We start from the raw sequence: 23,356 nt of genomic DNA, 5'->3' as shown, positions 1-23,356 counted from the left end.
GCTACAGGTGGGTTGGGGCGAACATCTTGAGGGTGGTGGGGAGGACGAGGACCGAGGGGCCCGGGGTTTTGAGGGCCTGGGCGAGGTCCGTGCGGAGGGTGTCCGGGGTGGTGGCGGCGGCGGGGACGCCGAAGGACCGCGCCAGGGCGACGAAGTCGGGGCGGGTCAGTTCCGTGCCCGTGGTGCGGCCGTCGAAGGAGGCGGTCATGTACTCGCGCAGGATGCCGTAGCCGCCGTCGTCCACGATCAGCCAGGTGACGTCGAGGTCGTGTTCCCTGGCGGTGGCCAGTTCGGAGAGGGAGTACATCGCGCCGCCGTCGCCGGAGACCGCCAGGACCGGGGTGCCGGGCTCGGCGACCGCGGCGCCCAGGGCCGCCGGGAAGGCGTAGCCGAGGCCGCCCGCGCCCTGGGCCGAGTGCATGGTGTTGGGGTGCTTCGCGTCGAAGGCGGACCAGGCCCAGTACGACAGGATCGTCATGTCCCAGAAGGACGGGGAGCGGGGCGGGAGGGCCTGGCGGATGGAGGTCAGGAGGTCACGTTCGAGGGTGACGTCCTGGGTGGCGAGGCGCGCTTCGACGGCGGAGAGCAGCGAGCGGACCCGCTCGGGGGCCTCGTCGTCCGGGCGGGGCTCCACCGTTTCCAGGAGGGCCTGGAGGGCGAGGCGGGCGTCGGCGTGGATGCCCAGGCCCGCGTGGTTGGACTCCAGCTTGCCGAGGTCCGCCTCGATCTGGACGACCCGGCCCGTGGGGAAGAACGTGTGGTAGTTCGAGGACAGCTCGCCTAGCCCGGAGCCCACGACGAGAAGGACGTCCGCGTCCTCCAGGAAGTCCGTCATGTGGCGGTCCTCCAGCCAGGACTGGAGGGAGAGCGGGTGGGTCCAGGGGAAGGCGCCCTTGCCGCCGAAGGTGGTGACCACCGGGGCGTTCAGGCGTTCCGCGAGCTGCCGCAGCTTGCCGGCGGCGTCGGCGCGGATCACACCGCCGCCCGCGATGATCACGGGGCGGGAGGCCTTCGACAGCCAGTGCGCGGCCAGCGCCGTCAGCTCCGGGCGCGGGGCCAGTTCGTGCGGGGTCGCGTCCATGCCGGTGACCTCGGGGATCAGCGTGTCGGCGCGCAGCACGTCCTCCGGGATCTCCACCCAGACGGGGCCGTGGGGGGCCGTGAGGGCCGATTCCCAGGCCTCGGCGATCACCGAGGGGATCTGCGAGGGGGTGCGGGCGATGTGGACCGACTTCACCACGTCGCGGAAGGAGGCCGACTGGTCCCGCAGCTCGTGCAGGTGGCCCCGCCGGCCGCCGCCCAGGCCCGCCGTCGGGACCTGGGAGGAGAGGGCGAGGACCGGTGCGGAGGCCGCCGCCGCCTCCGCGAGGGCGGGCAGGGACATCAGCGCCCCGGGCCCGGTGGAGAGCAGCAGCGGGACCGCCTCGCCCGTGAGGCGGCCGTAGGCGTCGGCGGCGAAGCCCGCGTTGTTCTCCGTACGCAGGGCGACCAGGCGCAGGTCGGAGCGGCCGACCGCGTCGAACAGGCCCAGCGCGTGCTGGCCCGGCAGACCGAAGACGGTGGTCGCGCCGAGGCCGCGCAGCGTTTCCACGACCAGGTCCCCGCCCGTGCGGCCCGGCGGCGGCGCCAGGGCGGCCGCCGTCTGGGCCTCGGTGGGACGGAGTACCAGGTCGTGGTCGTGCGTCACGCGCGTATGTGCCCTTCGTGCTTCGGTCGTTCCGTCGTTCCGCCTTCGCCGCCGGGCCGGGGTGATCAGCCCTGGCGGGAGGCGGCGATCTGACGGCTCATGATCGTGGTCAGCTCGTACGCGGTGTGCGAGGCCGCGACCGAGGTGATCTCCGCGTGATCGTACGCCGGGGCGACCTCGACCACGTCGGCCGAAACCAGGTTGCAGGAGGACAGACCGCGGATGATCTCCAGCAGCTCGCGGGAGGTCATGCCGCCCGCCTCGGGGGTGCCGGTGCCGGGCGCGTGGGCCGGGTCGAGCACGTCGATGTCGATGGAGATGTACAGCGGGCGGTCGCCGATGCGCTGGCGCAGCTGGTCGGCGACCTCGTCGGCGCCGCGGCGGTAGACGTCCGCCGAGGTCACGATGCCGAAGCCCATCTTGGCGTCGTCGTCGAGGTCCTGCTTGCCGTACAGCGGGCCGCGGGTGCCGACGTGGGACAGCGCCTCGGTGTCGAGGATGCCCTCCTCCACGGCGCGGCGGAAGGGGGTGCCGTGGGTGTACTCGGCGCCGAAGTAGGTGTCCCAGGTGTCCAGGTGCGCGTCGAAGTGCAGCAGGGCGACCGGGCCGTGCTTCTTCGCGACGGAGCGCAGGAGGGGCAGGGCGATGGTGTGGTCGCCGCCGAGGGTCATCAGGCGGGAGCCGTTGCCGATCAGCTCGTCGGCCGCGGCCTCGATCGTCTCGACGGCCTCGTTGATGTTGAAGGGGTTCGCCGCGATGTCGCCGGCGTCCGCGACCTGCGCGAGGGCGAAGGGGGAGGCGTCCTGGGCCGGGTTGTACGGGCGCAGCAGGCGGGAGGCCTCGCGGATGGCGTTGCCGCCGAAGCGGGCGCCGGGGCGGTAGGAGACACCGGAGTCGAAGGGCACGCCGACGACGGCGACGTCCGCCTTGCCGCCGACCTCGTCGAGGCGGGGCAGCCGGGCGAAGGTCGCCGGGCCCGCGTAGCGCGGGATGCGGGAGGAGTCGACGGGGCCGCGCGGCTGCGTGCTCATGGGGGGTGCCCTTCTGGTGGTCCTGCTGGTGCGGTCCTTCGAGCGTAAGGCGACGCCCCGGGGCCGCGAAGTGTACGTTTTATCCACGGTCCCGCCCCTGATGTGTACGGAGTATCCATGGAGGCCCCGCCCCCCACCCCGCCCCCCACCCCGCCGGTCGCCCTCGCGGCGCTGCTCGCCGACCGGGAGCTCGGGCTGCGGCTGCTCGCGGGGCCCGACACGGCCGAGGTGCACGGGGTGCACGCCTCGGAGATGACCGACCCCTCGCCGTACCTGCTGGGCGGGGAGCTGCTGCTCACCGCCGGGGGCGGGCTCGGGGACCGCCCCGGGGACTACGTGTCCCGGCTGGTCGGGGCGGGGGCGGCGGCGCTCGGCTTCGGCGTGGCGCCGGTGCACGAGGAGGTGCCGGCCGGGCTCGCCGAGGCGTGCGGGCGCTTCGGGCTCCCGCTGCTGGAGGTCCCCTCCGGGACCCCCTTCACGGCGGTCGCCCGTACGGTGTGGCGGCTGATGGCGGAGGCCCGCACCCGGGAGCTGCGCCGGGTGACCGAGGCGCAGCAGTCCCTGGCGGCGGCGGCCGGGCGGCCGGATCCGGTCGGGGCCGTCCTGTCCCGCCTGGCCGCGAGCCTGTCCGGCTGGGCGGGCCTCCTCGCCCCGGCGGCAGCGGCGGGGTCCGGCGGCGGCGCGGGAGCCGGAGCGGCCGGGGTCGCGGACCCGGCGGCGGGGGCCGGGTTCCGGGTGGTCCGGGCCGCCGGCGGGGGTGAGCCGGGGGCGGAGGCGCGGGCGGCCCTGGAGGCGCTCGCGCACCGGGTGGCCCCCGGGCCCGCCGCGACCGCCACCGACACGCCGGCCGGAACCCATCTGGCCGCCTACGCGGTGGGCGGGGGCCAGGTGCTCGCCCTCGCCACCGGGGCCCGGGCCCCGGGCGACCACACCATCGCCTCCGTGGCCGCCGTACTGCTGAGCCTGCTCACCGCGCACCGCCCCGCCGGGACGGAGGCGGCCGCCCTGACCCGGCTGCTGCTGGACGGGGATCCGGCCGCGGCCCTCGCCCCCGGGCCCTGGTACGCGGTCCACGCCCGGGGCGCCGGCGATCCGCAGGCCCTCGCCGCCGCGCTGGGCACCGTACTGCTGGACCCGCGCGGGCCGGCCGTACGGCTGCTCACCGACCGGGAGCCCGGGGCGCAGCCCGGCTGGCGGCTGGGGGTGAGCGCCGCGGCGGCGCCCGGGGCCCTGACGGCCGCCGACGCGCAGGCCGGCCGGGCCCTGGAGCGCGCCGAGGCGGCCCGTACCCCGGTGTCCCGGCACACGGACCCCGGTTTCGCGGGCCTGGTCGGCGAGGCGGAGGCCCGGGCCCACGCCGAGGCCCTGCTCGGCCCCCTCTCCCCGGCCCTGCGCGGCACCCTGCGCGGCTGGCTGGCCCACCACGGCAGCTGGGACCGCAGCGCGGCCGCGCTGGGCGTCCACCGCAACACGGTCCGCCAGCGCGTGGCCCGCTGCGCCGCACTCCTGGACCGGGACCTCGACGACCCGGACACCCGGATGGAGCTGTGGTTCGCGCTGCGCCGACTGCCCTAGGGGCCCGCCGCGGAAAGGTTTCCGCGCCGGCCCGCCCCGTGTGACTCACGCCCTGGACAGCCAGAGTGACCGCCGGGTAACTTAGCCATGAGCAAGCGCTTAGACATGGACTGCCGGCCATAGACTGGCCGAACTAGGGATCGAGGAGGCGGCTCGTGCGCCGTACCGTATTCAACGAGGACCACGAGGCGTTCCGCGAGACCCTCCGCGCCTTCATCGAGGCCGAGGTCGTCCCCGTCTACGACGAGTGGTTCCAGGCCGGCCAGGCGCCGCGCGAGTTCTACTACAAGCTCGGCGAGCTGGGCATCTTCGGCATCAACGTGCCCGAGGAGTTCGGCGGCGCGGGCCTGGACACCCACAAGTTCGAGGCCGTCCTCTACGAAGAGACCTCCCGCGCGGGCGTCAACTTCGGCGGCTCCGGCGTGCACGTGCTGCTCGCCCTCCCCTACATCAAGATGCTCGCCAACGACGAGCAGAAGAAGCGCTACCTCGAGAAGTTCGTCACCGGCGAGGAGATGTGGGCGCTCGCCATGACCGAGCCGGGCACCGGCTCCGACGTCGCGGGCATGAAGACCACCGCCAAGCTCTCCGAGGACGGCACCCACTACGTCCTCAACGGCGCCAAGACCTTCATCACCGGTGGCGTCCACGCCGACCGCGTGATCGTCTGCGCCCGCACCTCCGCCCCTTCGGCCGAGGACCGCCGCTTCGGCATCTCCCTCTTCGCCGTGGACACCAAGTCCGAGGGCTACTCCATCGGCCGCAAGCTGGACAAGCTCGGCCTGCGCACCTCCGACACCGCCGAGCTGGCGTTCGTCGACGTGAAGGTCCCGGTCGAGGACCTGCTCGGCGAGGAGAACAAGGGCTTCTACTACCTCGGCGCCAACCTGCCCTCCGAGCGCTGGGGCATCGCCTTCGGCGCGTACGCGCAGGCCAAGGCCGCCATCCGGTTCGCCCAGCAGTACGTGACCGAGCGCACCGTCTTCGGCAAGCCGGTCGCGCACTTCCAGAACACCAAGTTCGAGCTGGCCGCCTGCCAGGCCGAGGTGGACGCCGCCGAGGCCGTCGTCGACCGCGCCCTGGAGGCCCTGGACGCCGGCGAGCTGACCGCCGCCGAGGCCGCCTCCGCGAAGCTGTTCTGCACCGAGGTCGCGCACCGCGTCATCGACAAGTGCCTCCAGCTGCACGGCGGCTACGGCTACATGAACGAGTACCCGATCGCCCGCCTGTACGCCGACAACCGCGTGAACCGCATCTACGGCGGCACCAGCGAGGTCATGAAGTCCATCATCGCCAAGTCCATGGGCCTCTAAGGGATTTCGGGCACTTACCCTTCCCCCATGAACGAGGCACTGACGACGCTCCTCGATCTGCTCGACCTCGAGCAGATCGAGGAGAACATCTTCCGCGGTACCAGCAGGCCTTCCCTGGTACCGCGCGTCTTCGGCGGTCAGGTCGCGGCCCAGGCACTGGTCGCGGCCGGTCGGACCGTTCCCGCGGACCGCACCGCGCACTCGCTGCACTCGTACTTCCTGCGCACCGGGGACACCGGCGCGCCCATCGTGTACTCGGTGGACCGGATCCGCGACGGGCGCTCCTTCACCACCCGCCGGGTCGTCGCCGTCCAGCACGGCCAGCCGATCTTCCACCTCTCCGCGTCGTTCCAGACGTACGAGGACGGCCTCGACCACCAGGTCGCCATGCCGTCGGCCCCGGACCCGGAGTCCCTGCCCACCGCGGCCGAGTCCCTGCCCGCGTACCGGAAGATCTTCCGCGACCCGGGCACGGTGGAGCGGCTGATCGAGACGCGGGAAGCGGTGGACCTGCGGTACGCCACGACCCCGCCCTGGGGCAGCGTCGGCGAGCCGGTGGAGCCGCGCTCACAGGTGTGGTTCCGTACCGCCGGCAAGCTGGAGAGCGAAGACCCCCTGCTGCACACCTGCCTGGCCACCTACGTGTCCGACATGACCCTGCTGGACTCGGTGCTGCTCGCGCACGGCCGGGGCGGCTGGGCGGTCGGCGACGTCGTCGGCGCCTCGCTGGACCACGCCATGTGGTTCCACCGGCCCTTCCGCGCCGACGAGTGGCTCCTGTACGACCAGGAGTCCCCCTCGGCGGCCGCCGGCCGGGGCCTGGGCCAGGCACGGATCTGGACGCAGGACGGCCGGCTGGCCGTCACCGTGATCCAGGAGGGTGTCGTACGCGTTCCACGCGGATAATCGGACATACCGTCACTTCATGTCAGTAGAAACCGAAGGGGCGGAATCCGAGAGCACCGGCACGGTCGTCGTCGCCGTGGTCACCAACCTCGCCATCGCCGCCGCGAAGGCGGTCGGCGGGATCGTCAGCGGGTCGAGCGCGATGCTCTCCGAGGCCGCGCACTCGGTGGCCGACACCGTGACCGAGGTACTGCTGCTGGCCTCCCTCAAGCGCAGCGCCCGGCCCGCCGACGAGGCCCACCCGCTGGGGTACGGGCCCGAGCGCTACATCTGGGCGCTGCTCGCCTCGATCGCCACCTTCGCGGGCGGCGCCGTCTTCGCGGTCTACGACGGCGTCCACACCCTGGTCCACGGCGAGGAGCCGGGCGACCCGGCGCTCTCCTACGTCATCCTCGGCATCGCCTTCCTGCTGGAGGGGTACTCGCTGCTGGTGGCCTGGCGGCAGGTGACGGGCGAGGCGGCGCGGATGCGGGCGCCGCTGGGGCTGTACGTGAAGCACACCCCGGACACCGCGGTGAAGGCGGTGCTGCTGGAGAACGTCGCCGCGCTGATCGGACTCGCGCTGGCGGCGGGCGGGCTGCTCGGGGCGCAGCTGACGGGCTCGGGCGTCTACGACGGGGTGGCGTCGCTGCTGATCGGGCTGCTGCTGGTGGGAGTGGCGTGGGAGCTGGGGCGCTCGAACGCGCAGTACCTGATCGGGCGGCCACTGCCCGCGCCGATGCGGGCGGAGGTGCTCGAGGAGCTGCTGTCGGTGCCGCACATCGAGGGGGTGCTGGAGCTGACCACCCTCGTGCAGGGGCCGGACGAGGTGCTGATCGCGGCGAAGGTCGACTTCCACGACCTGGCGTCGGCCCGGCAGGTGGAGGCGGCCTGCGAGGACGCGGAGGACCAGCTGCGGGAGCGGTGGCCGGCGATCCGCCGCGTCTACCTGGACCCGACACCGACCCCGGCGACCACTGTGGCGCCGCCCGGTGCTGTGCGAGGCTGGACGGGTGAACCTGGAGGACCTCGTCCGGCTGCGCCGGGCCCGTGACCTGATGGACCGCAATTACGCGGAACCGCTCGACGTTCCCGCGCTGGCGCGGGTCGCCCTGATGTCGGCGGGGCACTTCTCCCGCAGCTTCCGCGCCGCCTACGGGGAGACCCCGTACAGCTACCTGATGACACGCCGGATCGAGCGGGCCAAGGCGCTGCTGCGGCGGGGCGACCAGTCGGTGACGGAGGTCTGCTTCGCGGTCGGCTGTACCTCGCTGGGGTCCTTCAGCTCGCGGTTCACCGAGCTGGTCGGCGAGAGCCCGAGCGCCTACCGGGCCCGCAGCCACGAGGAGGGCGCGGCCGTCCCGGCCTGCGTCGCGAAGATCCACACGCGACCGGTCAGGAACGGAGAAGCGAAACCCGGCGCCCGCTCGTAGCGTGAGGCGCATGGACACGGACATCAGGCTCTCGCAGTGCTTCATCGCCGTCGACGACCACGACAAGGCGCTCCCCTTCTACCGCGACGCCCTCGGGCTGGAGGTGCGCAACGACGTCGGGTTCGAGGGGATGCGCTGGGTGACCCTCGGCGCACCCTCGCAGCCCGGCGTGGAGATCGTCCTCGAACCGCCCCTCGCGGACCCGGGCGCCTCGCCCGCCGACCGGCAGGCCGTGGCGGAACTGCTGGCCAAGGGCCTGCTGCGCGGGGTCATCTTCCGGACCGACGACGTCGACGCCACCTTCGAACGCATCCGCGCCGCGGGCGGCGAGGTGCTCCAGGAGCCGGTCGACCAGCCCTACGGGGTCCGCGACTGCGCCTTCCGCGACCCCTCCGGCAACATGCTGCGCTTCACGCAGCCCCGCAAGGCCTGATCCACAGGACACCCCCCGGCCCGGCCTACAGCAGGCCCGCCGCCGAGAGCAGGTAGGCCACCATCGGGTCGTAGTAGCGCGGGTCGCGGACGTGGTCGTCCAGCGGGACCGCGACCTGGAGGGTGCCCTCCGCCTCGGCGAGGAAGAGCGCCGGGTCGTTGCAGTCCGCGTACCCCACCGCGTCCAGGCCGCGCTGGGCGGCGCAGCCGGCCCAGCCGTGGTCGGCGACGACCAGGTCCGGCTGGGGGCGGCCCTCCGCCGCGAGCCCGTCCAGGATCGCGGCCATCGGCGCCGGCGAGTGGGTGTGCCACAGGGTCGCGCCCCGCTCGAGTACGGCCACGTCCGCGAACTGCCACACCGAGCCCTCGTCGGCGATCAGGCCGGCCGGGATGCGGACGATCTCGCAGCCCGCGGCGCGCAGCGCGTCGGCGGTGGCCCGGTGGACGTCCAGCAGGCCGCCCGGGTGCCCGGTGGCCAGCAGCACGCTCTGCCGGTCGAGCGCGGCCTTGTGCAGCCGGGCCGCCATCCGGTCCAGGCCGGCGACGGTCAGTTCCGGGTCGATGGTGTCCTGGCCGGCCCGGTGCGCCGGGTCGTCGACGACGCCGACCCGCTCCGCCATCACGGCCAGCACGTCCTGCTCGTCCGCCCAGCGGTCGCCCAGCTCCAGGCCGAACCAGTAGTGCCGGTCGCCGTTGGCGAGCTTGCGGTAGTGGGAGAGGTTGTTCTCGCGCGGGGTGGCCACCTGCCCCGCGATCCGGGTGCGGACCAGGTGGTCGACGAGTTCGGCGCGGCTCGGCGGTTCAGCGGACTGGGCGGGCGTCTCTATCGGCTTCGGCATACGGACCATTCTGCCGCCGCCCGCGCGGAGGCGTCCGTTCCACCAAGCACCGCTCGAGCCGCGCCTCACCCCGACAGTGCTCCGAAGGCCCCGTTCGCCAGGCGGCGCAGCAGCGACTCCGTGGCCTCGCGGCCCGGTGTCGCCAGGTGCGGGGTGGAGTTCAGCAGGCCGAAGACGGCGTGCACGGCCACCCGTACCTCCGCCTCCCCCACCTGGGGGTGCAGTTCCCGTACGACCGCCACCCACAGCTCCACGTACTGGCGCTGGAGCTGGCGCACGAGCTTGCGGTCGGCCTCCCGCAGCCGGTCCAGCTCCCGGTCGTGCAGGGTGATCAGCGCCCGGTCGTCCAGCGCGAAGTCGATGTGGCCCTCGATGAGGGAGGCGAGGATCCCCTCCGGGTCCCCGGCGGCCTCCTCCACGCGCCGCCGGCCGCCGGTGAGCAGCCGCTCGCTGATGCCGACGAGCAGCTCGGCGAGCATGGCGTCCTTGCCCGCGAAATGCCGGTACAGGCCGGGGCCGCTGATGCCGACCGCCGCCCCTATCTCGTCCACGCCGACGCCGTGGAAGCCGCGCTCCGCGAAAAGACGAGCGGCCTCACTGAGGATCTGCTCGCGACGGGTCGGGGTGGCCGCTCTGGTGCTCATGGAAATCCATTCTAGACAGGGCGGTTAGCGGTCGTTAACCTGAGACCCAAACGCGTTAACGGTCATTAACACAGCATGCACCGAGCAAGGGAGCTCGACCGATGCAGCAGGCACCAGTGCTGACGAGCGCCGCGGACCCGGCGTCCGAGGCCTGGCGGACCAATGAGGCCGCCCACCGCGAACTCGCCGACGGCCTGCGCGCCCGGCTCGACGCGGCCCGCCTCGGCGGCGGCGAGAAGGCCCGCGCCCGCCACACCGCGCGCGGGAAACTCCTCCCGCGCGACCGCGTCGACACCCTCCTCGATCCCGGATCCCCCTTCCTGGAGCTGGCCCCGCTGGCCGCCGAGGGCATGTACGGGGGCGCGGCGCCCGCCGCCGGGGTGATCGCGGGCATCGGCCGGGTCAGCGGCCGCGAGTGCGTCATCGTCGCGAACGACGCCACCGTCAAGGGCGGCACGTACTACCCGATGACCGTCAAGAAGCACCTCCGCGCCCAGGAGGTGGCCCTGGAGAACCGTCTCCCCTGCCTCTACCTGGTCGACTCCGGCGGCGCCTTCCTCCCCATGCAGGACGAGGTCTTCCCCGACCGGGAACACTTCGGCCGCATCTTCTACAACCAGGCGCGCATGTCGGGGGCCGGCATCCCGCAGATCGCCGCCGTCCTCGGCTCCTGCACGGCGGGCGGCGCGTACGTACCGGCGATGAGCGACGAGGCCGTCATCGTCCGCAACCAGGGCACGATCTTCCTCGGCGGCCCGCCGCTGGTGAAGGCCGCCACCGGCGAGGTGGTCACGGCCGAGGAGCTGGGCGGCGGCGAGGTCCACTCCCGGGTCTCGGGCGTCACCGACCACCTCGCGGAGGACGACGCGCACGCGCTGCGGATCGTACGCAACATCGTGGCGACCCTGCCCGGGCGCGGGGCCCTGCCCTGGTCGGTCGAGGCTCCCGAGGAGCCGAAGGTGGACCCGTACGGCCTGTACGGCGCGGTCCCCGTCGACTCGCGCACCCCCTACGACGCCCGCGAGATCATCGCCCGGATCGTGGACGGCTCCCGCTTCCAGGAGTTCAAGTCCGAGTTCGGCCAGACCCTGGTCACCGGCTTCGCCCGGATCCACGGGCACCCGGTCGGGATCATCGCCAACAACGGCATCCTGTTCGCCGAATCCGCCCAGAAGGGCGCCCACTTCATCGAGCTGTGCGACCAGCGCGGGATCCCGCTGGTCTTCCTCCAGAACATCTCGGGCTTCATGGTCGGCCGGGACTACGAGGCCGGCGGCATCGCCAAGCACGGCGCCAAGATGGTCACGGCGGTGGCCTGCACCCGGGTCCCGAAGCTGACCGTGGTGGTCGGCGGCTCGTACGGCGCGGGCAACTACTCGATGTGCGGCCGGGCGTACTCGCCGCGGTTCATGTGGATGTGGCCCAACGCCAAGATCTCGGTCATGGGCGGCGAGCAGGCCGCCTCGGTGCTGGCGACCGTCAAGCGGGACCAGATCGAGGGCGCGGGCCAGGAGTGGCCGGCCGAGGACGAGGAGGCCTTCAAGGCCCCGGTCCGCGCGCAGTACGAGGAGCAGGGCAACGCCTACTACGCCACCGCGCGGCTGTGGGACGACGGGGTCATCGACCCGATGGAGACCCGGCAGGTGCTGGGACTGGCCCTGACCGCGTGCGCGAACGCCCCGCTGGGCGACTCGGGCTTCGGCATCTTCCGTATGTGACGTGAGGACCTCACTGATGTTCAGCACTGTTCTGGTCGCGAACCGCGGGGAGATCGCGGTACGGGTCATCCGCACCCTGCGACAGCTCGGCATCCGCTCCGTGGCCGTCTTCAGCGACGCCGACGCGGACGCCCGTCACGTACGGGAGGCCGACACGGCCGTCCGCATCGGCCCGGCGGCCGCCGCCGAGAGCTACCTGTCGGTGGAGCGGCTGCTCGACGCCGCCCGCCGCACCGGGGCCGGGGCCGTCCACCCCGGGTACGGCTTCCTCGCGGAGAACGCGGCCTTCGCGGCCGCCTGCGCCGAGGCCGGGCTGGCCTTCATCGGGCCGCCCGCGTCGGCGATCTCCCTGATGGGCGACAAGATCCGGGCCAAGGAGACGGTGAAGGCGGCCGGTGTCCCGGTCGTCCCCGGCTCCTCCGGGAGCGGCCTGACCGACGCCGAACTGGTCGCCGCCGCCGAGGCGATCGGCATGCCGGTACTGCTCAAGCCCTCGGCGGGCGGCGGCGGCAAGGGCATGCGGCTGGTGCGCGACGAGGCCGTACTGGGCGAGGAGATCGCGGCGGCCCGCCGCGAGGCGAAGTCCTCCTTCGGCGACGACACCCTGCTCGTGGAGCGGTGGGTGGACCGGCCCCGGCACATCGAGATCCAGGTGCTGGCGGACGCCCACGGCAACGTGGTGCACCTGGGCGAGCGCGAGTGCTCGCTCCAGCGGCGCCACCAGAAGGTGATCGAGGAAGCCCCCTCGGTCCTGCTGGACGAGAAGACCCGCGCGGCGATGGGCGCGGCGGCGGTGGAGGCGGCGCGCTCCTGCGGGTACGTCGGCGCGGGCACGGTGGAGTTCATCGTCCCGGGCGGGGACCCGTCCTCGTACTACTTCATGGAGATGAACACCCGCCTCCAGGTCGAGCACCCGGTGACCGAGCTGATCACGGGGCTGGACCTGGTGGAGCAGCAGCTGCGGGTGGCGGCGGGGGCGCCGCTCGGCTTCGCGCAGTCCGACGTCCGGCTGACCGGCCACGCGATCGAGGCCCGGGTCTGCGCGGAGGACCCCGCGCGGGGGTTCCTGCCGTCCGGCGGTACGGTCCTGGCCCTGTCGGAGCCGGACGGCGGCGCGGTGCGCACCGACTCCGGGCTGACGGCGGGGGTCCCGGTGGGCTCCACGTACGACCCGATGCTGTCCAAGGTCATCGCGTACGGCCCCGACCGCGCGGCCGCCCTGCGGGTGCTGCGGGCGGCCCTCGCGGACACGGTGATCCTGGGCGTCCAGACCAACGCCGGTTTCCTCCGGAGGCTTCTCGCGCACCCGGACGTCGTCTCCGGCGACCTGGACACGGGGCTGGTGGAGCGTGACCTAGGCGGGCTCCTGCCCGAGGGGGTGCCGGACGAGGTCTACGCGGCGGCCGCCCTGCTGGCTTCTTTCCCCCACCCCGCCCCTTCCCGAAACCCTGCCGGGGGCTTGGAGCAGCAGGGGTGGGTCGACCCGTTCGACGCGGCCAACGGCTGGCGCCTGGGCGGCACCCCTGCCTGGACGGTCCACCACTTCCGCCTCCCGGGCCAGGACCCGGTGGAGGTCCGCACCCGCCCCTTGGGCGCGGACGCCGAACTGCTCATCTCCGCCGGGGCAAATTCAGCCTCGCCGGCGATTGAGGCGCGGGGTCTGGGGCAGAGCCCCAGCGCACCGGCGCGAGCCCGGATCGTCAACCACACCCCGGACCACGTCACCGTGGAACTGGACGGCGTCACGCACCGGTTCGCGTACGCCCCCTCCCCGGACGGGGTCTGGCTCGGCCGCGACGGCGACTCCTGGCACGTCCAGACGTACGACCCCGTCACCGCGGCCCTCAGCGGCAGCGCGAGGGCAGGGGCCGACACCCTCGCCGCCCCCATGCCCGGCACCGTCACCGTCGTCAAGGTGGCCGTCGGGGACCAGGTGGTGGCCGGTCAGAGCCTGCTGGTCGTCGAGGCGATGAAGATGGAGCACGTCATCTCCGCCCCGCACGCCGGCACCGTCACCGAACTCGACGTCACCCCGGGCACCACCGTCGCCATGGACCAGATCCTGGCCGTGGTCACCCCGGACGAGGAGGCGGGCGAATGACCGGCCTGCCCATGACCGTCCCGAGCGACGGGCTCCCGCCCAGGGTCCGCATCCACGAGGTCGGCGCCCGCGACGGGCTGCAGAACGAGAAGACGGCCGTCCCCACGGAGGTGAAGGCGGAGTTCGTCCACCGCCTCGCCGCCGCCGGGCTGACCACCATCGAGGCCACCAGCTTCGTGCACCCCAAGTGGGTGCCCCAGCTCGCGGACGCGGAGCAGCTGTTCCCGCTGCTCGCGGACGTCGGGGCCGCGCTCCCCGTCCTCGTCCCCAACGAGCGCGGCCTGGACCGCGCGCTCGCCCTCGGCGCCACCCGGATCGCTGTCTTCGGTTCGGCCACGGAGACCTTCGCCTCCCGCAACCTCAACCGGACGGTCGCCGAGTCCCTCGCCATGTTCGAGCCGGTCGTGGCCCGCGCCAAGCAGGGGGAGGCGCATGTCCGCGGGTACCTGTCCATGTGCTTCGGCGACCCCTGGGAGGGGCCGGTCCCGGTCCACCAGGTCGTACGGGTCGCCAAGTCCCTGCTCGACCTCGGCTGTGACGAGCTGAGCCTCGGCGACACCATCGGCGTCGCCACCCCGGGCCATGTCCAGGCGCTGCTCGCCGCGCTGAACGAGGCCGGCGTCACGACCGACCGGATCGGCGTGCACTTCCACGACACCTACGGCCAGGCCCTCTCCAACACCCTCGCCGCGCTCCAGCACGGCGTGACCACGGTCGACGCCTCCGCCGGCGGCCTCGGCGGGTGCCCGTACGCGAAGAGCGCCACCGGCAACCTCGCCACCGAGGACCTGGTGTGGATGCTCGACGGCCTCGGCATCGAGACCGGGGTCGATCTGGCCGCCCTCACCGCCACAAGCGTGTGGATGGCCGAACAGCTGGGCCGGCCCAGCCCCTCCCGTACCGTCCGCGCCCTCTCCCACAAGGAGTAGAAGAACCATGTCCCTCGACCACCGGCTCACCCCCGAGCACGAGGAACTCCGCCGTACCGTCGAGGCGTTCGCGCACGACGTCGTGGCGCCGAAGATCGGCGACCTGTACGAGCGGCACGAGTTCCCGTACGAGATCGTCCGCGAGATGGGCCGCATGGGCCTGTTCGGCCTGCCCTTCCCGGAGGAGTACGGCGGCATGGGCGGCGACTACCTCGCGCTCGGCATCGCCCTGGAGGAGCTGGCCCGCGTCGACTCCTCGGTCGCCATCACCCTGGAGGCCGGGGTCTCGCTGGGCGCCATGCCCATCTACCTCTTCGGCTCCGAGGAGCAGAAGCAGCAGTGGCTGCCGAAGCTGTGCTCGGGCGAGGTGCTCGGCGCCTTCGGCCTGACGGAGCCCGGCGCGGGCAGCGACGCGGGCGGCACCCGCACCACCGCCGTGCGCGAGGGCGACGAGTGGGTGATCAACGGCTCCAAGTGCTTCATCACCAACTCCGGTACGGACATCACCGGCCTGGTCACGGTCACCGCCGTCACCGGCCGCAAGGCTGACGGCCGTCCGGAGATCTCCTCGATCATCGTCCCGTCCGGCACCCCGGGCTTCACGGTGGCCGCCCCGTACTCCAAGGTCGGCTGGAACTCCTCCGACACCCGCGAGCTGGCCTTCGACAACGTACGGGTGCCGCTGGCCAACCTGGTGGGCGAGGAGGGCCGCGGCTACGCCCAGTTCCTGCGGATCCTCGACGAGGGCCGGATCGCGATCTCGGCGCTGGCCACCGGGCTCGCGCAGGGCTGTGTGGACGAGTCGGTGAAGTACGCCCGGGAGCGGCACGCCTTCGGCAAGGCGATCGGCGACAACCAGGCCATCCAGTTCAAGCTGGCCGACATGGAGACGCGCGCCCACATGGCCCGCATCGGCTGGCGCGACGCGGCCTCCCGGCTGGTGCACGGCGAGCCGTTCAAGAAGGAGGCGGCGATCGCGAAGCTGTACTCCTCGACGGTCGCCGTCGACAACGCCCGTGACGCCACGCAGATCCACGGCGGCTACGGGTTCATGAACGAGTACCCCGTGGCCCGCATGTGGCGGGACTCCAAGATCCTGGAGATCGGCGAGGGCACGAGCGAGGTGCAGCGCATGCTGATCGCCCGTGAGCTGGGCTTCGCCGGCTGACGTACGGCACCGCGCGCGCAGGGCGGGAGCAGTGGGGGGACCCGAGAAATTAGGGTCCCCTTACCGTTTCCAGCCAAGGTTAGGCTAACCTTCCCTCCGAACGGCCTCGGGTCCCCCGGCCGTCCTGCACGCACGAAAGCGGACTTCCCCATGCCCAAGCCCAGCACGACCTTCCTCTCCCGCCGCGGCCTCATCGCGGCCGGCGGCGCCCTCGGCCTCGTCGCGGCGCTCTCGGCGTGCGGCGGCACCGACAAGGCGAAGGACGCTGAGGGCGGCAAGGGCACCACCGCCGCCTCGGGCCCCTGGAGCTTCAAGGACGACCTCGGCAAGGAGGTCTCCGCCAAGTCCACGCCGAAGAACATCGTCGCCTTCACCGGCACCGCCGCCGCGCTGTCCGACTACGGCGTGCAGGTCAAGGGCGTCTTCGGCCCGACCAAGCTGGCGGACGGCAAGCCCGACCCGCAGGCCGGCACGATGGACATCTCCAAGGTCGAGATCCTCGGCAACGTCTACGACGAGTTCAACGTCGAGAAGTACGCGGCCCTGAAGCCCGAGCTCCTGGTCACCAACACCTGGGACGGTTCGTACTGGTACGTCCCGGAGGCCTCCAAGGACAAGATCCTGAAGCTGGCCCCGGCCGCCGCGATCGGCGTGGGCGACAAGGTCTCCATGGACAAGGCCCTGGAGCGCACGGCGGACCTCGCCAAGTCCCTGGGCGCCGACCTGAACACCAAGAAGACCGCCGACGCCAAGGCCCGCTTCGAGGCCGCCTCCGCCAAGGTCCGCGAGGCCGTCAAGGCCAACCCGGGCGTCAAGGTGCTCGTCGGCTCCGGCTCGGACCAGCTGTTCTACGTCTCCACCCCAAAGACCTCGGCCGACCTGAAGTACTTCGAGTCCCTGGGCGTCGAGTTCGTCGCCCCGGAGCAGGACAAGCTGGACGCGGGCGGCTTCTACGAGAGCCTCAGCTGGGAGAACGCCGGCAAGTACAAGGCCGACGTCATCCTGCTGGACAACCGCAGCCAGGCCCTCCAGCCCGAGGCCCTGAAGTCCAAGCCCACCTGGAACGAGCTGCCCGCCGTCAAGGCCGGCCAGGTCGCCCCGCGCACGACCGAGCCGATCTACTCGTACGAGAAGTGCGCGCAGATCCTCGAGGACCTCGCGAAGACCATCCAGAACGCCAAGAAGGTCTCCTGACCCTCGCCGGCCCGCTCTGCAAGCCGGGCCCCGGCCACCACCGGGGGCCCGGCTTCCGGCACTGACCGCCCGGCACCGCCGCCGCACCCGCCGCCCGGCGCCCATTCGAATCCCAGGGGGGACTCGCGCATGACCGCCACCGCACCCGAGGCCGAACAGGCCGCGGCGCACTTCCGCTTCTTCACCCTGGAAGTGCTGCGCACGCGCCGCCTCGGCCACTCGTTCCTGCGCGTCACCTTCGGCGGGGAGTCCCTCGCGGACTTCCGCTCGGGCGGCTACGACCAGAGCCTCTCGCTCTTCCTGCCGCCGGCGCACCGCGAGCACACCGAACTCCCCTCCACCGACGAGGACACCTGGTTCGGAGCCTGGCGCGGGATGCCGGACGAGGAGCGCCCGGTGATGCGCTCGTACACCGTGCGCGAGCAGCGGCGTACGGCGCAGGGCGTGGACGAGGTCGACATCGACTTCGTCCTCCATGGAGACCCCGCCGCGGCAGCGGCTGATGTCACAGGGCCGGCCTCCCAGTGGGCGGGCAGGGCCGTCACCGGCCGCCGGATCATGGCGATCGGGCCGGCCGTCACGGAGAACAAATCCGTCCGCTTCCAGCCCCCGGCCGCCACCGACGCCCTCCTGATGTACGCGGACGAGACGGCCCTGCCCGCCGCGGCCGCCATCCTGGACCGGCTCGCCGCCGGAACGAGGGTGAGGGCCTGGTTCGAGGTCCCGCACGCGGACGACCGGCTCGGCCTGCACACCCTCGCCGACGCGGACATCACCTGGATCGTGCGCGAGAAGGGCGCGGGACCGGAGCGGACCGAGCGAGTACTGGAGGAGGTGCGCGCGGCGGCGCTGCCCGCCGCCGAAGCCCCGTACGCCTGGCTCGCGGGCGAGGCCGGCACGGTCCGCGCGGTACGCCGCCACCTGGTCGGGGAACGCCGCGTCGACCGGCGCGCGGTGCGCTTCACCGGCTACTGGCGGCTCGGCGCGAGCGAGGAACAGCTGCTCGCCGAGGCGTACGCGGGCCAGGCCGCGAGCGAGGACCCCGGGTCCGAGCTGTAGCCAAACCCCGCCGTACGCAGGGCATTTGACAGAAGGGCCCCGGCCGATGCCGGGGCCCTTCTGCATTTGGTGTTGAAGTTAGGTTAGGCTAACCTAACTTCAACACCCCACCCCCCGCTCCCCCTGCCCGGAGGAAAGTTGATGCGTTCGCATCTGCTGAACGAGACGACCGCGGACCTCTACCGGCGCGCCGTCACCGAGGGCGTCGACCGCGTCGCCGCCAGGCTCGCCACCACGCAGCGGCCCCACACCGGCATATCCGTCGCCGAACTCGCCCCGGTCATCGACGGGATCGACCTCGACGCACCGCTGGCCGACGCCGCCGCCGCCCTCGACGAGCTGGAGGAGGTCTACCTCCGCGACGCCGTCTACTTCCACCACCCGCGCTACCTGGGCCACCTCAACTGCCCGGTGGTCATCCCCGCGGTGGTCGGCGAAGCGGTCCTCTCGGCCGTCAACTCCTCCCTCGACACCTGGGACCAGTCCATCGGCGGCACGCTCATCGAGCGCCGCCTGATCGACTGGACCGCCCAGCGCATCGGCCTCGGCCCCGCCGCCGACGGCGTCTTCACCTCCGGCGGCAGCCAGTCGAACTTCCACGCACTGCTCCTCGCCCGCGACGAGGCCTGCCGGATCGTCATGAAGCGCGCCCTGGAGGAGGGCACCCGGCTCACCAAGGCCGAGCTCCTCCCGAAGCTGCGCATCTTCACCTCCGAGGCCAGCCACTTCAGCGTGCAGAAGTCGGCCGCGATGCTCGGCCTGGGCTACGAGGCCGTCATCTCCGTGCCCGTCGACCGGGCCCGCCGCATGGACACCGCGGTGCTCGCCCTGGAGCTGGAGAGCTGCGCGGCCGAGGGCCTCTTCCCGATGGCCGTCGTCGCCACCGCCGGCACCACCGACTTCGGGTCCATCGACCCGCTCCCCGAGATCGCCCGCCTGGCCGACGAGCACTCCGCGTGGATGCACGTGGACGCCGCCTACGGCTGCGGACTGCTGGTCTCCCCCACCCGCCGGCACCTCCTCGACGGCATCGAGATGGCCGACTCGGTCACCGTCGACTACCACAAGTCGTTCTTCCAGCCCGTGAGCTCCAGCGCGATGCTGGTCCGCGACCGCGACACCCTGCGGCACGCCACGTACCACGCGGACTACCTCAACCCGCGCCGGATGGCCGAGGAGCGGATCCCGAACCAGGTCGACAAGTCCATCCAGACCACGCGCCGCTTCGACGCCCTCAAGCTCTGGATGACCCTGCGCGTCATGGGCGCCGACGGCGTCGGCTCCCTCTTCGACCAGGTCGTCGACCTGGCCGCCGCCGGCTGGGAGGTCATCGACTCCGACCCGCGCTTCGAGGTCGTCGTCAAGCCGCAGATCTCCACCCTGGTCTTCCGCTACCTCCCCGGGGGCGAGCCGCGCCCCGACCTCGTCGACGAGGCCCAACTGCACGCCCGCAAAGCCCTGTTCGCCTCCGGTGAGGCCGTCGTCGCCGGCACCAAGGTGGACGGGAAGCAGTACCTGAAGTTCACCCTCCTCAACCCGCAGACCACGACGGCCGACATCGCGGCCGTCCTCGACCTCCTCGCCGCACACGCCGAGCAGTTCCTGGGAGAATCCCTTGCCGTCCACCGTTAAGCCCCGTGACTTCATCGGAATCGGCCTCGGTCCCTTCAACCTGGGACTCGCCTGCCTGACCGCTCCGATCGACGAGCTCGACGGCCTCTTCATCGAGTCGAAGCCGCACTTCGAGTGGCACGCCGGAATGTTCCTGGACGGCGCGCACCTCCAGACGCCGTTCATGTCGGACCTGGTCACCCTCGCCGACCCGACCTCGCCCTTCTCCTTCCTGAACTACCTGAAGGACCAGGACCGGCTGTACTCCTTCTACATCCGGGAGAACTTCTACCCGCTGCGCGCCGAGTACAACGACTACTGCCGCTGGGCCGCCGACCGGCTCGACAACGTCCTGTACTCCACCTCCGTCACCGAGGTCACCTACGACGAGGCCGCCGGCCTGTACGAGGTCCACACGGACCGCGGCGAAACGTTTCAGGCCCGCCGCCTGGTCCTGGGCACGGGCACCCCGCCGCACATCCCCGAGTCCTGCGCCGACCTCACCGGCGACTTCCTCCACAACTCCTCCTACATGCAGCACAAGGCGGAGCTCCAGCGCAAGAAGTCGATCACCCTGGTCGGCTCCGGCCAGAGCGCGGCCGAGATCTACTACGACCTCCTCGCCGAGATCGACGTACACGGCTACCAGCTCAACTGGATCACCCGCTCCCCGCGCTTCTTCCCCCTCGAGTACACGAAGCTGACGCTGGAGATGACCTCACCGGAGTACGTGGACTACTTCCACGCCCTCCCCGAGGACACCCGCTACCGCCTCGAAACGCAGCAGAAGAACCTCTTCAAGGGCATCGACGGCGATCTGATCAACGCCATCTTCGACCTGCTCTACCAGAAGAAGATCAGCATGCCGGGCCAGGTCCCGACCACCCTGCTGACGAACACCTCCCTGAACGGCACGGCGTACGACACCACCACGGGCACCTACACCCTGGGGCTGCGCCAGGAGGAGCAGGAGCGGGACTTCTCCCTCACCACCGAGGGCCTGGTCCTGGCCACGGGCTACAAGTACGTGGTCCCCGAGTTCCTGGACCCGGTCCGCTCCCGCCTGAACTTCGACGGCCACGGGCGCCTCGACGCCGCCCGCAACTACGCCGTCGACGTGACCGGCCGCGGGGTCTACCTCCAGAACGGCACGACCCACAACCACTCCCTCACCTCGCCCGACCTGGGCATGGCCGCGTACCGCAACGCGTACATCGTCGGCGAGCTGCTCGGCCGCGCCCACTACAAGGTCGAGAAGTCCATCGCGTTCCAGCAGTTCGCGGCCCCGGAAGGCGCACACGCATGAGCACCACCCCCTCTGACTCCGAACTCCTCTTCACCCGCACCGACGCGACGCTCGGCGCCTTCTCGCTGCGCCCCCTGGACCCCTTCTCGGACGCGGAACTCCTGCACGGCTGGGTCACGCACCCCAAGGCCTCGTTCTGGATGATGCAGGACGCCACCCTCACCGAGGTCGAGCGCGAGTACGTACGCATCACCACGCACGAGCACCACCACGCCTTCATCGGCCTCCACGAGGGCCGCCCGGCCTTCCTGATGGAGAGCTACGACCCTTCGCGCCTGGAGCTCGTCGGCCTGTACGAGGCCCAGCCCGGCGACGTCGGCATGCACTTCCTGGTGGCCCCGACGGACACCCCGATCCCCGGCTTCACCCGAGCGGTCATCACCACCGTGATGGCGGCCCTCTTCGCCGACCCCTCGACCGACCGGGTCGTCGTCGAACCGGACGTCCGCAACACCGCGGTCCACACCCTGAACGAAGCAGTCGGCTTCGTCCCCGACGGCCCCATCACCAAGCCGGAGAAGGAAGCCCTCCTCAGCTTCTGCACCCGCGCGCAGTTCGAGGCGGCCACCGCCCTCCCGGCGGAGGTGCCGGCATGACCCTCACCGACGCCATCTCCCACCTCTCCCCCGAGCTGTGGGCCCGCGCGAACCGCGCCCTGGTCCGCAAGGCCCTCGCGGAGTTCAGCCACGAGCGCCTGCTGACCCCGAAGCCGCTCGGCGGCGACGTCTACTCGGTCCTGAGCGACGACGGCACCGTGGAATACCGCTTCAGCTCGGCCCTCCACGCCCTGGACCACTGGTCGGTGGACGAACGGTCCATCACCCGCCACGTGGACGGGGAGCAGGTCGGGCTGGACGCCCTGGACTTCCACATCGAGTTCCAGCAGACCCTCGGCCTGAGCCCGGAGGTCCTCCCGGTCTACCTGGAGGAGATCTCCTCCACCCTGGCCGGCACGGGCTTCAAGTACACGAAGCCCCAGACCCCCTCCTCCACCCTGTCCAAGTCCTCCTTCCAGGACATCGAGACGGGCATGACCGAGGGCCACCCCTGCTTCGTGGCCAACAACGGCCGCCTGGGCTTCGGCGTGCACGAGTACCTCTCGTACGCCCCGGAGGCGGCGAGCCCGGTCCACCTGGTGTGGGTCGCGGCCCACAAGGACGTCTCCACCTTCACGGCGGGCGCGGGCCTGGACCACGACACGTTCCTGCGCGAGGAACTGGGCGGGGCCGCGATAGCCGGCTTCGAGGCCAAACTGACCTCCCTGGACCTCGACCCGGCGGACTACCACTTCCTGCCCGTGCACCCCTGGCAGTGGTGGAACAAGACCACGGTCACCTTCGCCGCCGAGATCGCGAACCGCCGCCTGGTCCTGCTGGGCGAGGGCGAGGACGCCTACCTCCCCCAGCAGTCGATCCGCACCTTCTTCAACACCACCACCCCCACGAAGCACTACGTCAAGACGGCCATCTCGGTCCTGAACATGGGCTTCATGCGGGGCCTCTCGGCGGCCTACATGGAGGCCACCCCGGCGATCAACGACTGGCTCCACCAGCTGATCGAATCCGATCCGGTCCTCCGGTCGGTCGACTTCTCGATCATCCGCGAGCGCGCGGCGATCGGCTACCACCACCGCCAGTACGAGCGCGCGACCGACCGCTACTCGCCGTACCGCAAGATGCTGGCCGCCCTGTGGCGCGAGTCGCCCGTCAACTCGCTGCGCGACGGCGAGCGCCTGGCCACCATGGCGTCCCTCCTCCACGTGGACGAGGACGGCAAGTCCTTCGTGGGCGCCCTCATCACGGAATCCGGCCTCACCCCCGCGGAATGGCTCAGGCCCTACCTCCGCGCGTACCTCCTCCCCCTCCTCCACTGCTTCTACCAGTACGACCTCGCGTACATGCCGCACGGCGAGAACACCATCCTGGTCATCAAGGACGGCGTGGTGCAGCGGGCGATCTTCAAGGACATCGCCGAGGAAATCGTCATCATGGACCCGGACGCGGTCCTCCCGCCGGCCGTCGAGCGCATCAAGGCCGACATCCCGGAGGACATGAAGCTCCTGTCGATCTTCACGGACGTCTTCGACTGCTTCTTCCGCTTCCTGAACTCGATCCTGGTGTCGGAAGGCATCTGCGACGAATCCACCTTCTGGCAGTCGGTAGCCGACTGCGCCCACGACTACCAGGCGTCCCTCCCCGCCCTCGCGGACCGCTTCGCCCGCTACGACCTCTTCACGCCCGAGTTCCAGCTGTCCTGCCTGAACCGCCTCCAGCTGCGCGACAACCAGCAGATGGTCGACCTCGCCGACCCGTCGGCGGCCCTCCAGCTGATCGGCACCCTCAAGAACCCCGTCGCGCCCTTCGCCGCGCGGCGGTAGCAGGACGGCGGGCGCGGCGTCGATACGGTCCCTCGACGCCGCGCCCGCCCCTCT

20 protein-coding genes are annotated in these 23,356 nt (G+C 71.9%); 16 read left to right on the top strand and 4 right to left on the bottom strand.

Annotated features, from left to right (window positions below):
* Position 1: 1 nt before the first annotated feature.
* Positions 2-1,687, bottom strand: coding sequence for a thiamine pyrophosphate-binding protein (locus OOK34_RS17560; RefSeq protein ID WP_267034807.1), 1,686 nt, complete (start codon positions 1,685-1,687; stop codon positions 2-4).
* Between the two features lie 65 nt (positions 1,688-1,752).
* Entirely contained in the window at positions 1,753-2,718 is a 966-nt protein-coding gene (gene speB / locus OOK34_RS17555; protein ID WP_267034806.1) for an agmatinase, read from the bottom strand.
* A gap of 117 nt (positions 2,719-2,835) precedes the next feature.
* On the opposite strand from speB, the gene OOK34_RS17550 reads away from it, so the two are divergent.
* From OOK34_RS17550 to OOK34_RS17525, 6 genes are all read left to right on the top strand, one after another.
* On the top strand, positions 2,836-4,293 hold the full coding sequence (locus OOK34_RS17550) for a helix-turn-helix domain-containing protein (RefSeq protein WP_267034805.1): 1,458 nt from the start codon (positions 2,836-2,838) through the stop codon (positions 4,291-4,293).
* A 155-nt stretch (positions 4,294-4,448) separates the two neighbouring features.
* Positions 4,449-5,606 carry an acyl-CoA dehydrogenase family protein gene (locus OOK34_RS17545; RefSeq protein ID WP_267034804.1) on the top strand — a complete coding sequence of 386 codons (1,158 nt, stop codon included), beginning with the start codon at positions 4,449-4,451 and terminating at the stop codon, positions 5,604-5,606.
* Between the two features lie 27 nt (positions 5,607-5,633).
* Positions 5,634-6,512 carry an acyl-CoA thioesterase II gene (tesB, locus tag OOK34_RS17540; protein ID WP_267034803.1) on the top strand — a complete coding sequence of 293 codons (879 nt, stop codon included), beginning with the start codon at positions 5,634-5,636 and terminating at the stop codon, positions 6,510-6,512.
* Between the two features lie 19 nt (positions 6,513-6,531).
* Positions 6,532-7,545: a cation diffusion facilitator family transporter gene (locus tag OOK34_RS17535; RefSeq protein ID WP_267034802.1), complete on the top strand. Its 1,014-nt coding sequence runs from the start codon at positions 6,532-6,534 to the stop codon at positions 7,543-7,545.
* Positions 7,505-7,924 (top strand): helix-turn-helix domain-containing protein, encoded by a 420-nt coding sequence (locus OOK34_RS17530; protein WP_267034801.1) that lies wholly within the window; start codon positions 7,505-7,507, stop codon positions 7,922-7,924. Before OOK34_RS17535 ends, OOK34_RS17530 begins: the two co-directional genes overlap by 41 nt.
* A 10-nt stretch (positions 7,925-7,934) precedes the next feature.
* Positions 7,935-8,357 (top strand): VOC family protein, encoded by a 423-nt coding sequence (locus OOK34_RS17525; protein ID WP_267034800.1) that lies wholly within the window; start codon positions 7,935-7,937, stop codon positions 8,355-8,357.
* Positions 8,358-8,382: 25 nt separating this feature from the next.
* Here OOK34_RS17525 and OOK34_RS17520 read toward each other — a convergent pair whose 3' ends face one another.
* Both OOK34_RS17520 and OOK34_RS17515 read right to left on the bottom strand, forming a co-directional pair.
* Positions 8,383-9,204, bottom strand: a complete 822-nt coding sequence (locus tag OOK34_RS17520) for a phosphatase (protein ID WP_267034799.1) — start codon at positions 9,202-9,204, stop codon at positions 8,383-8,385.
* A 56-nt stretch (positions 9,205-9,260) separates the two neighbouring features.
* Positions 9,261-9,839, bottom strand: a complete 579-nt coding sequence (locus tag OOK34_RS17515) for a TetR/AcrR family transcriptional regulator (RefSeq protein WP_267034798.1) — start codon at positions 9,837-9,839, stop codon at positions 9,261-9,263.
* Positions 9,840-9,940: 101 nt separating this feature from the next.
* On the opposite strand from OOK34_RS17515, the gene OOK34_RS17510 reads away from it, so the two are divergent.
* From OOK34_RS17510 to OOK34_RS17465, 10 genes are all read left to right on the top strand, one after another.
* Positions 9,941-11,557: a carboxyl transferase domain-containing protein gene (locus OOK34_RS17510; protein ID WP_267034797.1), complete on the top strand. Its 1,617-nt coding sequence runs from the start codon at positions 9,941-9,943 to the stop codon at positions 11,555-11,557.
* A 16-nt stretch (positions 11,558-11,573) separates the two neighbouring features.
* Positions 11,574-13,658 (top strand): biotin carboxylase N-terminal domain-containing protein, encoded by a 2,085-nt coding sequence (locus tag OOK34_RS17505; protein ID WP_267034796.1) that lies wholly within the window; start codon positions 11,574-11,576, stop codon positions 13,656-13,658.
* Positions 13,655-14,587 (top strand): hydroxymethylglutaryl-CoA lyase, encoded by a 933-nt coding sequence (locus tag OOK34_RS17500; protein ID WP_267034795.1) that lies wholly within the window; start codon positions 13,655-13,657, stop codon positions 14,585-14,587. The genes OOK34_RS17505 and OOK34_RS17500 overlap by 4 nt, the downstream gene beginning before the upstream one ends.
* A 7-nt stretch (positions 14,588-14,594) precedes the next feature.
* Positions 14,595-15,755, top strand: coding sequence for an acyl-CoA dehydrogenase family protein (locus tag OOK34_RS17495; RefSeq protein WP_267034794.1), 1,161 nt, complete (start codon positions 14,595-14,597; stop codon positions 15,753-15,755).
* Between the two features lie 150 nt (positions 15,756-15,905).
* Entirely contained in the window at positions 15,906-16,949 is a 1,044-nt protein-coding gene (locus tag OOK34_RS17490; protein WP_267034793.1) for an ABC transporter substrate-binding protein, read from the top strand.
* A gap of 129 nt (positions 16,950-17,078) precedes the next feature.
* Positions 17,079-18,008 carry a siderophore-interacting protein gene (locus OOK34_RS17485; protein ID WP_267034792.1) on the top strand — a complete coding sequence of 310 codons (930 nt, stop codon included), beginning with the start codon at positions 17,079-17,081 and terminating at the stop codon, positions 18,006-18,008.
* 141 nt (positions 18,009-18,149) lie between these two features.
* Positions 18,150-19,640, top strand: coding sequence for an aspartate aminotransferase family protein (locus OOK34_RS17480; RefSeq protein ID WP_267034791.1), 1,491 nt, complete (start codon positions 18,150-18,152; stop codon positions 19,638-19,640).
* On the top strand, positions 19,624-20,925 hold the full coding sequence (locus OOK34_RS17475) for a lysine N(6)-hydroxylase/L-ornithine N(5)-oxygenase family protein (RefSeq protein WP_267034790.1): 1,302 nt from the start codon (positions 19,624-19,626) through the stop codon (positions 20,923-20,925). Before OOK34_RS17480 ends, OOK34_RS17475 begins: the two co-directional genes overlap by 17 nt.
* Positions 20,922-21,521: a GNAT family N-acetyltransferase gene (locus tag OOK34_RS17470; protein ID WP_267034789.1), complete on the top strand. Its 600-nt coding sequence runs from the start codon at positions 20,922-20,924 to the stop codon at positions 21,519-21,521. The genes OOK34_RS17475 and OOK34_RS17470 overlap by 4 nt, the downstream gene beginning before the upstream one ends.
* Positions 21,518-23,302, top strand: coding sequence for an IucA/IucC family siderophore biosynthesis protein (locus tag OOK34_RS17465; protein WP_267034788.1), 1,785 nt, complete (start codon positions 21,518-21,520; stop codon positions 23,300-23,302). The genes OOK34_RS17470 and OOK34_RS17465 overlap by 4 nt, the downstream gene beginning before the upstream one ends.
* Positions 23,303-23,356 lie beyond the last annotated feature (54 nt).

The organism is Streptomyces sp. NBC_00091 (genome assembly GCF_026343185.1).
GTDB lineage: Bacteria > Actinomycetota > Actinomycetes > Streptomycetales > Streptomycetaceae > Streptomyces.
This window is presented reverse-complemented; position numbering and strand designations above follow the sequence as displayed.